Origin of the sequence: Synechococcus sp. CCAP 1479/9, from assembly GCF_019038535.1 — a bacterium.
Taxonomy (GTDB): Bacteria; Cyanobacteriota; Cyanobacteriia; order PCC-6307; family Cyanobiaceae; genus Cyanobium.
In genome coordinates this window covers 1-13,696 of sequence record NZ_JAFKRK010000026.1, presented here as the reverse complement: position 1 = coordinate 13,696, position 13,696 = coordinate 1, and the positions used below count along the sequence as shown (strand labels likewise).

Here is a 13,696-nt window from a genome sequence, read left to right as displayed (position 1 = left end):
GGCTGACGATCAGAGGCCGATCAGAGGGTCGTCGTCGGGCATTTCTATGCCTGTTTGATGACATGTTGCGACGTTGCGTTCAACGGTCAGGGCCACGATCTGCAGGGTCTGGAATGTGCTGATTCTGGGATGGTGTCCGGTTCTGGTAGCTTTCTTGTGCAGGAAGTGAGGGAATCATGGGTCGACATGCATCGGCGTCCGGGGCTGTTCTTGCCGCCCTTTTTCTCTCCTTCAGCGGGCTCGGCTTCAGCCCCGTGGCCTTCAGCCAGGGGGCTCCGCCCGCCCGCAGCGTGAAGGTTGTCCAGGGAGACACGCTGGAGGCCATCGCCGCCCGGTACGGGGTGAGCGTGCAGGAGTTGATGCGCCTCAACAGGATCACCAAGCCCGAGGAGCTGCAGATCGGCCAGCAGCTCAAACTGCCGCCATCGAAGGGGCTCGTGCAGGTGCGCGCCGGAGACACCCTGGCTCTGCTGGCGGCGCGCCATGGCACGACCGTGGCGGCCCTTCAGAAGGCCAACCCCGGGCTCAAGCCCGACCAGCTCAAGCTGGGCGCCTGGCTGAAGCTGCCCCCAGCCTCTGCGGCGGCCACGGCCAAGCCCACCGCGAAGCCCTCGTCAACCGCCAAGCCCACCACCACGACCAAGCCCTCGGCCACCGCGAAGCCGGCCGCCCCCGCCACGCCGACGCCCACGGCCACCGCCTCCCCGGCCCCGACCACTCCCCCGGCCGTGACGGCTCCGGCCCCCACCGCACCCCCTTCGCCCCTGCCGCCGAAGCCGGGTGAGGCGGTGCGCTGGCGCTTCTACGGCAACACCCTCGTCGACTGGGGCGGCTGGAAGCTCCATCCCGGCGGCGTGCGGGTGACGCTGGTGCAACCCACCCAGGCGGATGTGGGGCCGATGCGGGCCCAGGCGACGGCGGTGGCGGTGCACTGCAGCAGCCTCCGCCAGGCCTGGTTGGTCAACGGCGCCTGGGAGCCCTGGACCGTGCCGCTGGGGCGGTCGCTGGGTCAGCAGATCGTGCTGGATCTCTGCGCCAACGTCACCGACCCGACCGGCCCGACGGTGGCGCCGCCTTCCGCCCCCTTGGCCCCCTGAACGCGGGCCCCCTCGGTGCCAGGGGTCCGGCGGTGGGGACGTGCCGAAGGCAAGGCGGGGAGCTGCCGGGTTCCGGTGTTTGCCCCGCCCTCACTCAGGACCTGTGGGCTAGCCTCAGCGGCCTGCATCAGCGGCCAAACAGGGTGACGTACTGCATCGGCTACTGGCTGGAGAAGGGCCTGGTCATGGCTTCAGATTCCCGCACGAATGCGGGAGTTGATTATATCTCGAGCTACAGCAAGATGTACGTCTTCCAGCCGGCCTCCGACCGGCTGTTCGTGCTGCTTGCCGCCGGCAATCTGGCCACCACCCAGGCCGTGGTCAGCTGGATCCGGCGGGATCTGGACCGGCCCGCCGAGGACTCCGCCAGCGGGGCCGGGGATCTGCGCTCCTGCGATTACCTGTTCGAAGCCGCCGCCTACATCGGCCGGGTGAGCGTGGCGGTGCAGGAGGAAAACGGCCCGGCCCTGCAGCAGGCCGGGGCCAGTGCCGGAGCCTCGTTCCTGCTGGGCGGCCAGATCGCCGGGGAGCCCCACGGCCTGTATCTGGTGTATCCCCAGGGCAACGCCATCATGGCCACCCGCGAAACTCCTTACCTGCAGATTGGCGAGACGAAATACGGCAAACCACCCCTCGATAACGTCGGCCACACCAACCTCTCCCTGGAGGATGCGGCCCGGCTCTGCCTGATCTCGGAGGTGCTGACCCAGCGCTCCAACCTCACGGTCGGTCCCCCGTTCGAGCTGGCCATCCTTCCCGCCGATGCCCTGACGATCGCCCACCGGTTGACCTTCGCTGCCGACGCGCCGGAACTGGCTGCCATGGTCGAGACCTGGAGCGACGCCCAGCGGGAGGCGCTGCATCGCCTGCCGAGCTTCCCCTGGGAGCGGGTGTCGCCGGCCTGACCTTGCCGAGACCGCTGCCAGCCTGAGCCCCACCAGCCCCACCTCCCGCCATGTGGTCCGTCTCCGAATGGGTGTCCAACGGCCACCTGCCCACCGCCGAGGTGGTGCAGGAGCTGGTGGCAGAGGCCCATCGCCGCTTCGCTCCGGTCCGCGAGGGCCAGGTGGCCGACTACATCCCGGCCCTGGCGGCGGCGGCTCCCGACCATTTCGGCCTCTGCGTCTCCAGCAGCGGCGGGGCCCTGTTCGAGGCGGGTGAGGCCCGGGTGGCCTTCAGCATCCAGAGCATTTCCAAGCCGTTCCTGTTCGCCCTCATCTGCCAGGCCATCGGTGAGGAGGAAGTCCGCGAGAAACTCGGGGTCAACAGCACCGGCCTGCCCTTCAATTCCGTGCTGGCGGTGGAGCGCAGCGGCGACGGCCTCTCCAATCCGATGGTGAATGCCGGGGCGATCGCCGCCACTAGCCTGGCGCCGGGTTCCAGCAGCGAGGCGAAGTGGGCCTTCATCCAGGACGGCTTCTCCCGCTTCGCCGGTCGGCGGCTGGAGATCGATGCTGAGGTCTGCGCCTCGGAGCTGGCCACCAATCGGCGCAACGCCGGCCTGGCCACGCTCCTCAGCGACCACGACCGCATCTGGTGGGATCCCGACGAGGCCACCGAGCTCTACACCCGCCAGTGTTCCCTGAGCGTCACCGCCGCCGACCTGGCGGTGATGGCCGCCACCCTGGCCAACGGTGGCCGCCAGCCCGTCACCGGGGAGCAGGTGATCGATGCCATCCACTGCCAGCACGTGCTGGCGGTGATGGTGACGGCGGGCTTGTACGAGACCTCCGGCGACTGGCTCTACGCCACCGGCCTGCCGGGTAAGAGCGGCGTGGCCGGCGGCATGATCACGGTGGCGCCCGGGAAGGGGGGGCTGGCCACCTATTCACCGCCCCTGGATGAGGCGGGCAACAGTGTGCGCGGCCAGCTCACGGCACGCTTTCTCTCCGAGCGGCTGGGTCTCAACCTGTTCGCCTCCAGGCCCGAGGGGAGCCGCTGAACCATCGCCCCGCAGGGGGAGATGGGGGGCTCGCCTGTCTACGATCCAGCTTCAGCGTGGTGCCTTCTGCCGCAATGTTCAGCACCACCAACCTCGTGCGCTATCTCCTGCTGCTGGCCTGCATCGGGGTCACAGTGGTCATCTTCAATTACTTTTCCGGTACGATTGCGGTGTTCACGGCCGCCGCCATCGTCGCGGCCCTGCTGAACGTCCCGGTGAAGTGGCTGAGCCGCTATCTGCCGCGGGGATGGTCGATTGCCGCCGTGACCTTCGGCGCCCTGATCCTGCTGATCGGATTCGTCACCGGGATTGGCCTGCAGGTGCTGAACCAGGGCCAGGGTCTGTTGCTGGATCTGCAAGGCACCTTGAAACAGCAGGACCTCACGCCCCTGCATCAATACCTCAAAACCTATGGATTCGACAGAATCACAACCCTGCTTCAGGAGGGTCTGCTGACGGGACTGGGGCTGTTGCAAACCGTCTTTTCCGGGGTCTTCACGGGCATTTTCGGTGCGGTGATCAGTCTCTATATGCTGATCGACGGCGAGAAGCTATGGAAAGGCTTTCTGGGGCTGATTCCGGAGCATCACCGTGATCGTTTCGCCGTGATCTTTCTGCAGAGTGTGCTGGGATTCATCCGCGGACAGCTGCTGTTGATGGTGTTTCTGACCGTCTCAACGGCCGTGATCTTCCCGCTGCTGGGTGTGAAATACAGCCTGATTCTGGCGGTGATTGTGGGCGTTCTTGATGCGATCCCAGGGATCGGAGCCACCCTCGGCATCATGTTGATCTCTCTGATGGTCTTCGCCTCCCAGGGGGGAGACATTGGCTTGCGGGCCTTGATCGCTTCGGTGCTGCTCGGTCAGATTCAGGACAATATTGTCCGGCCCAAGGTGATGGGCCAGGCGATGGAGCTCAATCCGGTCCTCCTCTTTCTGGCCCTCTTCATCGGACAGCGGGTCGCTGGCCTGCTGGGGGTGTTCCTTTCGATCCCTCTGGCGGGCATGCTGGCGCTCTGGTTCCATTCCGAACGTCAGCGGCGGGAATCCAGTCTCCTCACCCCGGCCGTCGGTGATGGCACAGGGGAGCAGGGCCCTTCCACCGCAGCACGCTGACATGGGGAAATTCCCATCTATTCCCAGTCCACCCGGCTGTCATGCTGCTCTTTGCTGATCTCCTGGGTACGCCCTTGACTTTGAAACGTGCGATCATTGCCACCCTCACGGCCCTGGTCGCGACGGCGGCCACCGGCGTTCCTGCCGCCCAGGCCAGCTGCCGCTTTCTGATGCCCCTGGGGGGCGGCGGCAACCCGGTAGTGTCGAAGCGGATCGGGCCGGACCGGCTCGTGGGTCGCACCAACTGGAACACCGACTTCGTTGTGGATCGCGATTTCCGCAGTTATCGCTTCTTCTTCACATCGGCCTCCACCGAGCGCGCCACCTTCCCGGTGTCGGGCTTCATGGTCTTCACCGATGGCAGCAGCCTGCAGGTGGTCAACGAAACCCCGACGTTTGAACCCGGTACGGGCCGGATGTTCGGTCCCTTCCAGGCCGTTCCCGGCAAGCGCACCCGGTTGATGAATTTCCGGGTGGGCTCCTCCACCACACCGGCGGCCCTTGGATTCAGCTATCGGATCTCCGTTCAGGGTTGTACCTGAAGCCCTTCCACTGATTCCCCCAACCCATGCAGTTCGAGAGCTTCGCGACCTTCAACATCGCCATCGTGGTGCTGGCGATCGGTCGCTGGCTGAATCGCAAGGTTGGCTTTCTGCGGGACTTCAACATTCCTGAGCCGGTCACCAGCGGGCTGCTGGTCTGCCTGCTGCTGGCTCTGATCCATGCCATCAACGGCACGGAGATCGGCTTCAATCTGCAGACGCGGGATTTTCTGCTGCTCTATTTCTTTGCGGCCATCGGCCTCAACGCCGACATCAAGACCCTGCTCTCGGGTGGTTGGCCCCTGCTGATCCTGGTGGGGACCACGGTGGGTTACATGCTCCTGCAGAACCTCACCGGGATCGGCATGGCGGCGCTGCTGGGGCTGAATCCCCTGGTGGGCCTGCTGGGGGGATCGGTGTCCCTGCTGGGGGGCCACGGCACGGCCATCGCCTGGGCACCACGCTTCGCTGAGAGCCACGGCATCAGCAATGCCCTCGAGATCGGCATCGCCTGCGCCACCTTCGGGCTGGTGCTGGCCTCGCTGATGGGCGGGCCGATCGCCCGGATCCTTATCCGCCGCCACCGGCTCAAGACGCCGCAGGCCGCCTCCTCCTCTTCGGCCTCCTCCGCTGCCGTGGGGGGCGCCACCCCGGACGCGGGCCTGGAGCCGGTGACCTACTTCACCCTGCTGGGCACCCTTTTCTGGCTCAACGTCAGCCTGGGCCTGGGCGAGGTGCTGCATGAGGTGCTGAAGGCGGCCGGCAGCAACCTGCCCCTGTTCGTCTGCTGCCTGTTCGCGGCGATCTTCCTCACCAACACGGTGCCGCGGCTGCTGCCGATCCGCTGCCTGGCCGCCCCCCGCTCCCTGGCCATCGTCTCGGACATCGCCCTGGGCATCTTCCTGACGATGTCCCTGATGAGCCTGCAGCTCTGGACCATCGCCTCCCTGGCGGGCCCCATCCTGGCCATCCTCGCCGCCCAGTTCGTGGTGTCCTTCCTGTTCGCCCTGTTCGTGGTGTTCAAGGTGATGGGGCGCGATTACGAGGCCGCCGTGATCTGCGCCGGCTTCGGGGGTATCTCCCTGGGGGCCACGCCCACGGCGATGGCCAACATGTCGGCGGTGTCCCAGACCTATGGTCCCGCCCGCCGGGCCTTCATCATCGTGCCGCTGGTGTCGGGCTTCTTCGTGGACATCAGCAACGCCGTGGTGATCCAGCGCTTCCTCAACTGGTTCGGCTGATCCGGGCACCCAGCCGGGCTGGCCTCAGAAGCGCAGCGTCGTGCGGATCAGCCCGGCCCACACCCCCAGGCTGGCCTCCCCCGTGGCCGGGGAAAACAGCAGGGCCTCGGAGAGCGTGGCGCTGCCGGTGAGGGCCCCGCGTGGCCGGCTCAGCCAGAACACCGCCGGGGTCACTGAGAGATCGTCGCTGAGCTGGATCCGGTAGAAGAGCTCCATGGCCAGGCCCCGGTCGTCGAGGTCGCTCTGGGCTGGTGTCTGGATCGCGCTCACGTGGGCCGGCGAGCCGACGGCAAAGCCCAGGCTGTTGCCCACCCCCAGCACATCGCTCCAGACCAGCCCGGTGTACCAGGAGCGGCTGCGCACCCCCGAAAGGCCAGCCACCGGGTAGGAGCCGAAGCGGAAGGTGTCCTGCCCCCAGCCGGCGCTGATCGAGGGCAGCCAGCCGGAGCGGCGCGGCTGCCAGTAGCCCGCCAGCGACCAGGAACCCAGGCTGCCCTCGCCGGCGCCCCCCGCCAGCTGGCTGGCCAGGGGCGTCCCCCTGAGCCGCACCTGGGGCCCGCTGAGGGTCCAGGCCCCGGTGATGTTCCACTGGGGCCGGGTCAGGGCCAGCTGCACGGTGCTGGTCTGGGAGGAGGTCCCGCCGAACAGGCCGCCCCCCTGGGGGGACCCCCCGGCCCGGCCGGCGACGTAGGCGTAGCCCAGGCTGAGCCCCCGCAGGTCGCCGCGGGGCTGCCACCAGATCCCGAAGCCGCCCCCGAGCCGCTTGCTGTAGGTGCCCGGTGAGCCGGCGTACTGGAACAGATCGAGGATGGGGGACTGGTTGTAGACGCTCGGCCAGACGGGGAGCATGTCGAGCTGCATGATCCGGGGCCCGACGCTGACGCGGATCTCGGGGCTGAGGGGCAGCTGCAGATAGGCCCGGTTGATGCTCACCAACCGGCCGGAGCACCCCTCCTCCCCGGCGCCGCAGGCCGGCTCCTGGAAGGCCACATCCAGTCGGCTCAGGGGGGCGGGCGGGTTGGAGAAGAAGCCGGAGGGGGCGAAGTCGCCGCTGCGCAGGCGGATCCGGAACAGGTCCTGGCCGGTGAAGCTGGTGTCGATGGTGAGGCGGGCCTCATGGTTGAGGCTGACCCCGTTCAGCAGCGGCGCCCCATCAGCGCTGTTGCTTGCCCTGTCCACCTCACTGCCGGCGTACTGCAGGGCGCCCAGAACGGCGTTGATCTGCAGGTTGACCGTGGTGGTGGGGGCGAAGCGGGTGGCCTCCTGCGCCTCAATGCCGGCCTGCGACGCCGGCTCCGGCAGCGCCTGGGCCCGCAGGGGGCCGGCGGCAGCGCAGACCCAGGCCGCCGTCAGCCAGGGAAGGGTGGCGCCGCGGGGCCTCATGGAGCCTGGCCGTTCAGGTGATCACGGTGGGGCGATCCATGCCGGTGCGCACCCGGATCTCGGCCAGGGCGTCGATGGCGTCGATCAGATCCTTCAGGGCCGTCTGGGGGTTCAGGTCGAGGTTGCCGCTGGAGGGCACATAGCTCTCCAGGTACACCCGCAGGGTGGCGCCCTTGGTGCCGGTGCCCGAGAGCCGCAGCACCACCCGGCTGCCGTCGTCGAGCAGCACCCGCAGGCCCTGGCCCTTGCTGATCGAGCCGTCCACCGGGTCGGTGTAGCCGAAGTCGTCGGCGGCGCGGATCGTGCGGCCGGCGAAACCCTGGCCCGGCAGGCTGGTGAGCATGCCCGAGACCCGGTCGTAGAGGCCGTGGGCGGCGTCGCTGGCCACGGCCTCATAGTCGTGGCGGGAGTAGTAGTGGCGGCCGAAGCGGCCCCAGTGGCCCGCCATCACCTCCGCCACCGAGCAGCCGCGCACCGCCAGGATCTGCAGCCAGAACAGCACGGCCCAGAGGCCGTCCTTCTCGCGGATGTGGTTGCTGCCGGTGCCGAAGCTCTCCTCGCCGCAGAGGGTGATCCGGCCGGCATCGAGCAGGTTGCCGAAGAACTTCCAGCCCGTGGGGGTCTCGAAGCAGGGGATGCCCAGCTCGGCGGCCACCACGTCGGCGGCGGCGCTGGTGGGCATCGAGCGGGCCACGCCGGCCAGGCCGTCCGCGTAGCCGGGGGCCAGGGTGGCGTTGGCGGTCAGCACGGCCAGGCTGTCGCTGGGATTCACGAAGCAGTTCCGCCCCAGGATCATGTTGCGGTCGCCGTCGCCGTCGCAGGCGGCGCCGAAGTCGTAGGCGTTGCCGGCCAGCAGCAGGTCGGCCAGCTCGTGGGCGTAGGTGAGGTTGGGGTCGGGGTGGCCGCCGCCGAAGTCCGCCAGGGGCACACCGTTGCGCACCGTGCCGGCCGGCGCCCCCAGCAGCCCCTCGAACAGGCGGCTGGCATAGGGGCCGGTGACCGCATGCATGGCATCGAAGGCGACGCGGAAGTCGCCCCGCAGCAGGGCGGCGATGCGGTCGAAGTCGAACAGCTTCTGCATCAGCGCCACGTAGTCGTCGACGCCGTCGATCACCTCCACCGCCATGGCGCCGATGGTCGCCGTCCCGGGGACCTCCAGGTTCAGGGGGTCGGCGTCGAGGATGCGGTAGCCCTCCAGGCTGAGGGTGGCGGCATGGATGGCATCGGTGACCGATTCCGGTGCCGGTCCGCCGTTGGCGCCGTTGATCTTGACGCCGAAGTCGCCGTCGAGGCCGCCGGGGTTGTGGCTGGCCGAGAGGATGACCCCGGCCACGGCGCCGTGGCTGCGGATCAGGTGGGAGGCGGCCGGGGTGGAGAGGATGCCGCCGGTGGTGGTGATCAGGCGGCTGACGCCATGGGCCGCGGCCATGCGGGCGATGACGCTGATCGCCGCGAGGTTGCCGTAGCGGCCATCGCCGCCGACCACCAGGGTGCCGCCGGCGATGCCGGGCACCACCCGCAGGGAGGCCTCGATGAAGCTTTCCAGGTAGTGGGGCGTCTGGAACTGGCGGGTGCTCTTGCGCAGGCCGGAGGTGCCGGGCTTCTGGTCGTCGAAGGGTCGCTCCAGCGCCACCTGACGCAGCTCGGTCGTCATCGCCATGGCCGGCGTCCTGGTGCTCGGGGGAGCCCCAAGCTACCTCCGCCGATTCGGGCAGTCCTGCGGTTGCTGGCGCTCCAGCCTTGGATGGTGGCTGCGGCAGCTCTGGCTAGCGTGGATGGAACTGCCTCCCACCCCATGGCGCTTCGGTCGCTTCCCACCGCCCTGCGCAGGGCCAACGCCCTGCGCATCGCCGTGGCCGCCTCCGCGGTCGTCGCCGCCACCGCCGGGGCTGTGGTTGTCAGCCAGACCTCGGTCCGGGGGGCGGTCATGGGCGCCCCGAAGGCCCTCCCCTATCCCGAAGCGGTGAGCCGCACCCATACCGCCGCCGAGGCGGTGCTGGCCGGGGCGGGTAAGGAAACCTGTCTGCGGGGCAAGCTCACCAATGCCCTGCTGGGGCTCTCGAGCAGCTGTGAGGCCAAGGGTGAGCGCAACCCCCTCTGCCAGCTGGCCGACAGCGCCTCCGTCGTCACCCCCATGAGCCTGGCCTTCATGCGGGACACGGCCACCCGGCTGCTGACCCTGATCGACGGCGGCGCCCCCCGGGCGGCTGCCCCCGGCAGCCCGGAGCCGTCCCTGAGCCAGCCCTGACCCAGCCCCACCATGGACGTTCAGCACCCCTTGGATGACGGCCCCCTGTCTCCCCAGCAGGAGCTGCTGCTGGAACAGTTCCGCCAGCGCGTGGACGCGAGGATCAGCAGCCACGGCCTCACCAGCGACGATGTGGCGGCTCTGGTGAAGGAGCTCCGCGAGCATCCCGATGTGAGCCGCCAGCTGATGGGGGAGCTGGCCCAGGAGCTGCAGCGGCTGCTGCCCGGTCAGCGCTTCAGTTTTGATTGGGATTGATCAGGTTGATGGCTCCCTGCCGTGGGGCGGCATTCTCCGCCGGCTTGGCCACCGGCAGCTGCAGGCGACAGACGGACGTGAGGCTGCGGGCGGCGCGGTCGATCGGTTCGCGCCGCTCGAAGCTGTTGCTGGCCGCCACCACCGACCGCTGACGGATCGTCCAGAGCACGTCCTTGCAGCTGGCGGGCAGGCGCGGATGGTCGAGCAGGGGGTTGGCCAGGCTGCGGGCCTGGTCGCAGGGTTCGGCGGTGTTCTCGCGGCTGCAGGCCAGGGTGATCAGCTGCAGGGAGCGGAACTCGGAGGAGGGGGGAAAGGGGGGCGGCTCCGGGGCGGCCCGCAGCGGTGACGCCCCCGCCAGGGGAAGGCTCGCCAGCAGGGCCAGGTGCGGCAGGGCCGCTCCGAGGCGGCGCGGGGCCGGGGAGGTGGCGCGAGGGGACCGGTCCATGGCGGGCGGGGAGGTCACCCAATCATGGCCGCCGTCCCGGGGTCTTTGGTGATCGCCGCGGTGCCGTCACGCAGCGGCCGCTGGGAGGCCAGCCAGCGGCGGGCCAGCACCGGGCCGCTCCAGCGGGCGGTGCGGGCCAGCAGGCCCCGCAGGCGGTGCCGACGCCGCAGCAGCTCGGCCCGCCGGGCCTCCTGCTCCTGCAGCGCCTGGATCCGCCGGATCTCCGGTCGCCGTTCGGCGACGACCGCCGCCGCCGCCGCATCGATGGCCCCGGGGTCCCCGTCCAGCAGGGCGGGTCCCAGGAACCTGGCGGCCACCACGGCATCGCGCAGGGCCATGTTGATCCCCTGGGCCCGCAGCGGGCTCATCGGGTGGGCGGCATCACCGAGCAGCAGCAGGCCGGGCCGCTGCCAGCGGGGGCAGAACCCCACCCGCACCGGCAGCCGCACCGGTCCCTGGACAGCCGCCGCCGACAGCTCCCGCAGCCGCCGGGCCAGGGGCTCAGGGGCATCGCCGGCCCAGAGCTCCGCCCAGGCGCCGGGGCCGGCCGGGGTGGGCACCGCCGGCGGCTCCGGTGCGATCGCCCAGCCCAGCTGGACACCACCGCGGGCGGAAGGGAACAGGGCATAGCTGCCCGAGGCGCCCACCACCGTGACGAAGCGGCCGACCAGCCACTCCAGCACCCCGTCGGCCCCCGGGGACTCCAGCCGGAACCAGAGCACGTCGAGGGGGCTGGGGGCACGCTCCAGCTCCAGGCCGCCCTTGCGGCGCAGCAGGGAATCCCGGCCGTCGCAGGCCACCACCAACGCCGCCTCCAGGGCGGTGCCGTCCGCCAGGTGCACGCCGGCGACGCGGCCGTCCCGCAGCAGCAGATCGCTGACGGCCAGGCCCGGGTGGAAGCGGAAGCCCGGCTGGCGGCCCGCCTGCGCGAGCAGTTCGCTCAGCAGGGTGTCCTGGTCGATCAGGGTGCAGGGGGCGGCGCTGCCCATGGGCTCGGGCGCCTCGAACAGGGCCTGACCGTTGAGGAAGAAGCTCCAGGCCGTCAGGGGCCGCTGCCGCACCGCCGCCGGCAGCGGCTCCAGGCCCATGGCCGCCAGGGCCGCCAGACCACTGGGCATCAGCCCTTCGCCGCGGAACGGCCGACCACCGGGCCCGGTGGCATCGATCAGGTCGACCGGCAGGCCGCGGCGGGCAAGGAGCAGGGCCAGGCTGGCGCCGGCGGGGCCGGCCCCCACCACCAGCACCCGGGCGCCAGGGCCTCCGGAGGGGGCGCTCAGGTGAAGGAGTTGTAGTTGAGGCCTTCCTCGGGGCTGCCGTTCTCCGCCCCCTGCAGGGCGTTCTTCTTGCTGAGCAGGTAGTCGACCAGTTCCTGCTGCAGGGTGAGCAGCTCACTGGTGCAGCCCCGGAAGGCGGCCCGGTGACGGATCTCGTCGTGGCGGGTGTGCAGGTCCCGCAGCATCAGGTTGATGGCGTCCAGGCGCGGGGTGACCTCGCGGGAGCTGGCGGTGGAGACGGGGCTGGGGGTGGTGACGGAGCCGGACACCGGGTCCATGGATCGATTTCTACGCGTCATCGGATCGTAGACGGCGCCGCCATCGCCGCCCCACCGGCGGCAGAGGGCCGTTCACGGCCGCTGCCGCAGCTGCGCCGCCGCTGCTCCATGCGGCGGGCCAGCCGGCCGCTGACGCCCAGTTCGGCCCCGCGCCAGAGGCGGTCGATCTCCGCCTCGAAGTGGCGCGCCAGCAGGGGGGAGCGGATCAGCAGCAGGGTCTCGTCGTTCTGGAACGCGGCCGAGGGGCTCCAGTTGAAGCTGCCGGTGATCACGGCGCGGCCGTCGATCACGGCGAACTTGTGGTGCAGCTTGTCGCCGGAGGCCAGCCGCGGCGTGCCCACCCCTTCCAGGGGCGCGCTCCAGGCCCGGTTGTCCGCTTCGATGCGGCAGTCCTGGTCTGGCAGGGTCACCCCGAGCAGGTCGAGGGTTTCGCTGAAGGCCCGGTTGGCGAAGCCCGGATCCGCCAGCAGGCGCAACTTCACGCCCCTCCCATGCAGCTCCTGGAGCCGGTCGGCCAGGTTCTGGCCCGAGAAGACGAACAGCGCCAGATCGAGGCGCCGGCCGGCACCGGCCAGCTGGGTTTCGAGCCAGGCCAGGCCGTGGTTGGGGTCGCGGCGGCGGTGGGGGGAGAAGAGCACCTCCACCGGCGTGCCGGCCACGTCGACCACCTGGGCGCCGCCGCCCTCCTTGGCGATGCCGAAGCGGCTGTCGGGCTGGCCGCCGGGGCCATCGCCCCAGAGCCGGGCGAATTCGGCGGCGAACACCCCGGCCAGGGCGGGGCTGTCGAAGCGCAGCAGGTGGTTGACGTTGCCGCGGGTGCTCGGTGCGCCCGCATCGCCGTGGATGCAGGAGGGGCTGAAGTTGGCCGAGCCGGTCACCACCACCCGGTTGTCGACCACGAGGAACTTGTGGTGCATCAGGCCGCTGCCGCGGCTGCCGTCGGCGGTGTCATCGAGCAGGGGCACACCGGCCCGCTGCAGCACGGCGACGGCGTCCCCCTGGCCGAGGGCGGCCAGCTGCTGCTGGCGGTGGCGCTGGTGGGGTGGCAGATCCACGGGATGCTGCTGGCTCCAGGGGGTGCTGTAGAGGTTCTCCAGCACCACCCGCACCCGCACGCCCCGGCGGTGGCGCTCCGCCAGGGCTTCGGCCACCGCCGGCAGGGAGAGCTCCTGCACCGCCACCAGGATCTCCGCGCGGGCCCCGCGGATGCTCTCCAGCAGCAGGGCCTCCAGGTCATCCCCCTGGCGCCACTGGCCGCTGACCGGGCTGCGGTAGCGGCCGTCGCCGCGGTGGTTGAAGGCCACCCGGATGCCCGGCGGCAGGGGCAGGGCCCGGGCGCCGCCGCCGCTCAAGGCGGCCGGTGCGGGGCCGCAGCCCCCGAGCAGGCCGGCGCAGGCCAGGGCGAGAAGGGGCCGGGAAAGGAGCGTGAGGGTGTCCACGGGCTGGAGGGGGCGGCGGGTTCCGCTCCTTCAGCCTTCCCGGCGGGGGACAGGGCTCTGACGGTTCGCCAGGGGCGCGCCGCGTGCCCAGTGGGCCTCAGTGGTGGCCGGGCATCTCCGAGGTGCGCAGCATGACGGCGAACCAGAGGCTGCCGATCACCACCGCGGCGATCACACCGGCGGAGATGCTGACCCGCAGCATCAGGATCGGCACCACCAGCGGGAACAGGATTGAGCCGGCCAGGGGGGTGAAGGCCACGACCGCCTTGAGCAGGCCGCGGTTGGAGCCGGTGGCGGTGTTCTCCATCAGAACCACTCGGCGACGGCCTGGCTGGCGGGGTTGCTGTTGTCTTCCGGCGTGGAGCGGCGGAACTCCATGGTGATGCTGCGCTTCTGCTCGCCATCGGCCGCCAGGGCCTCGATCGGGTAGAGCTGCT

At 70.3% G+C, this 13,696-nt stretch carries 15 protein-coding genes and 1 pseudogene; 8 read left to right on the top strand and 8 right to left on the bottom strand.

Annotated features, from left to right (window positions below; genetic code table 11):
• Nucleotides 1-176: 176 nt before the first annotated feature.
• The 6 genes from KUG38_RS11780 to gltS all read left to right on the top strand — a co-directional run bounded on the left by KUG38_RS11780 (nt 177) and on the right by gltS (nt 5,937).
• Nucleotides 177-1,097, top strand: coding sequence for a LysM peptidoglycan-binding domain-containing protein (locus KUG38_RS11780; RefSeq protein WP_216921832.1), 921 nt, complete (start codon nt 177-179; stop codon nt 1,095-1,097).
• Nucleotides 1,098-1,240: 143 nt separating this feature from the next.
• Nucleotides 1,241-2,002, top strand: a complete 762-nt coding sequence (locus KUG38_RS11775) for a proteasome-type protease (RefSeq protein WP_216921830.1) — start codon at nt 1,241-1,243, stop codon at nt 2,000-2,002.
• Nucleotides 2,003-2,052: 50 nt separating this feature from the next.
• The gene (glsA, locus tag KUG38_RS11770; protein WP_216921829.1) at nt 2,053-3,039 is read left to right on the top strand and encodes a glutaminase A; all 987 of its coding nucleotides are present in this window, start codon (nt 2,053-2,055) and stop codon (nt 3,037-3,039) included.
• 74 nt (nt 3,040-3,113) lie between these two features.
• A complete protein-coding gene (locus KUG38_RS11765; protein ID WP_216921827.1) occupies nt 3,114-4,154 on the top strand; it encodes an AI-2E family transporter in 1,041 nt (346 codons plus the stop codon).
• Between the two features lie 74 nt (nt 4,155-4,228).
• On the top strand, nt 4,229-4,696 hold the full coding sequence (locus KUG38_RS11760) for a hypothetical protein (protein WP_286195962.1): 468 nt from the start codon (nt 4,229-4,231) through the stop codon (nt 4,694-4,696).
• Between the two features lie 26 nt (nt 4,697-4,722).
• Nucleotides 4,723-5,937, top strand: a complete 1,215-nt coding sequence (gene gltS, locus KUG38_RS11755) for a sodium/glutamate symporter (RefSeq protein WP_216921823.1) — start codon at nt 4,723-4,725, stop codon at nt 5,935-5,937.
• Between the two features lie 24 nt (nt 5,938-5,961).
• On the opposite strand, the gene KUG38_RS11750 is transcribed toward gltS, so the two are convergent.
• On the bottom strand, nt 5,962-7,320 hold the full coding sequence (locus KUG38_RS11750) for a carbohydrate porin (protein WP_216921821.1): 1,359 nt from the start codon (nt 7,318-7,320) through the stop codon (nt 5,962-5,964).
• A 13-nt stretch (nt 7,321-7,333) separates the two neighbouring features.
• On the bottom strand, nt 7,334-8,980 hold the full coding sequence (locus KUG38_RS11745) for an alpha-D-glucose phosphate-specific phosphoglucomutase (protein ID WP_502988697.1): 1,647 nt from the start codon (nt 8,978-8,980) through the stop codon (nt 7,334-7,336).
• A gap of 135 nt (nt 8,981-9,115) precedes the next feature.
• Here KUG38_RS11745 and KUG38_RS11740 point away from each other — a divergent pair, with 135 nt between their 5' ends.
• Together KUG38_RS11740 and KUG38_RS11735 are read left to right on the top strand one after the other, a co-directional pair.
• Nucleotides 9,116-9,568 (top strand): hypothetical protein, encoded by a 453-nt coding sequence (locus KUG38_RS11740; RefSeq protein ID WP_216921818.1) that lies wholly within the window; start codon nt 9,116-9,118, stop codon nt 9,566-9,568.
• 12 nt (nt 9,569-9,580) lie between these two features.
• Nucleotides 9,581-9,823 carry a hypothetical protein gene (locus KUG38_RS11735; protein WP_216921816.1) on the top strand — a complete coding sequence of 81 codons (243 nt, stop codon included), beginning with the start codon at nt 9,581-9,583 and terminating at the stop codon, nt 9,821-9,823.
• Here the strand turns inward: KUG38_RS11735 and KUG38_RS11730 are convergent.
• The 6 genes and pseudogenes from KUG38_RS11730 to KUG38_RS16960 all read right to left on the bottom strand — a co-directional run.
• Nucleotides 9,804-10,268: a hypothetical protein gene (locus tag KUG38_RS11730; protein WP_216921814.1), complete on the bottom strand. Its 465-nt coding sequence runs from the start codon at nt 10,266-10,268 to the stop codon at nt 9,804-9,806. The genes KUG38_RS11735 and KUG38_RS11730 overlap by 20 nt on opposite strands.
• Nucleotides 10,269-10,282: 14 nt before the next feature.
• Entirely contained in the window at nt 10,283-11,503 is a 1,221-nt protein-coding gene (locus tag KUG38_RS11725; protein WP_353617797.1) for an FAD-dependent monooxygenase, read from the bottom strand.
• A 38-nt stretch (nt 11,504-11,541) separates the two neighbouring features.
• Nucleotides 11,542-11,820, bottom strand: a complete 279-nt coding sequence (locus KUG38_RS11720) for a hypothetical protein (protein WP_216921812.1) — start codon at nt 11,818-11,820, stop codon at nt 11,542-11,544.
• Between the two features lie 17 nt (nt 11,821-11,837).
• Nucleotides 11,838-13,259, bottom strand: a complete 1,422-nt coding sequence (locus KUG38_RS11715) for a phospholipase D-like domain-containing protein (RefSeq protein WP_353617796.1) — start codon at nt 13,257-13,259, stop codon at nt 11,838-11,840.
• A 97-nt stretch (nt 13,260-13,356) separates the two neighbouring features.
• Nucleotides 13,357-13,566 (bottom strand): DUF8677 family protein, encoded by a 210-nt coding sequence (locus KUG38_RS11710; RefSeq protein ID WP_094586455.1) that lies wholly within the window; start codon nt 13,564-13,566, stop codon nt 13,357-13,359.
• Nucleotides 13,566-13,696, bottom strand: a pseudogene (locus KUG38_RS16960) (DUF4912 domain-containing protein); the annotation flags it as partial. The gene KUG38_RS11710 and the pseudogene KUG38_RS16960, both read right to left, overlap by 1 nt.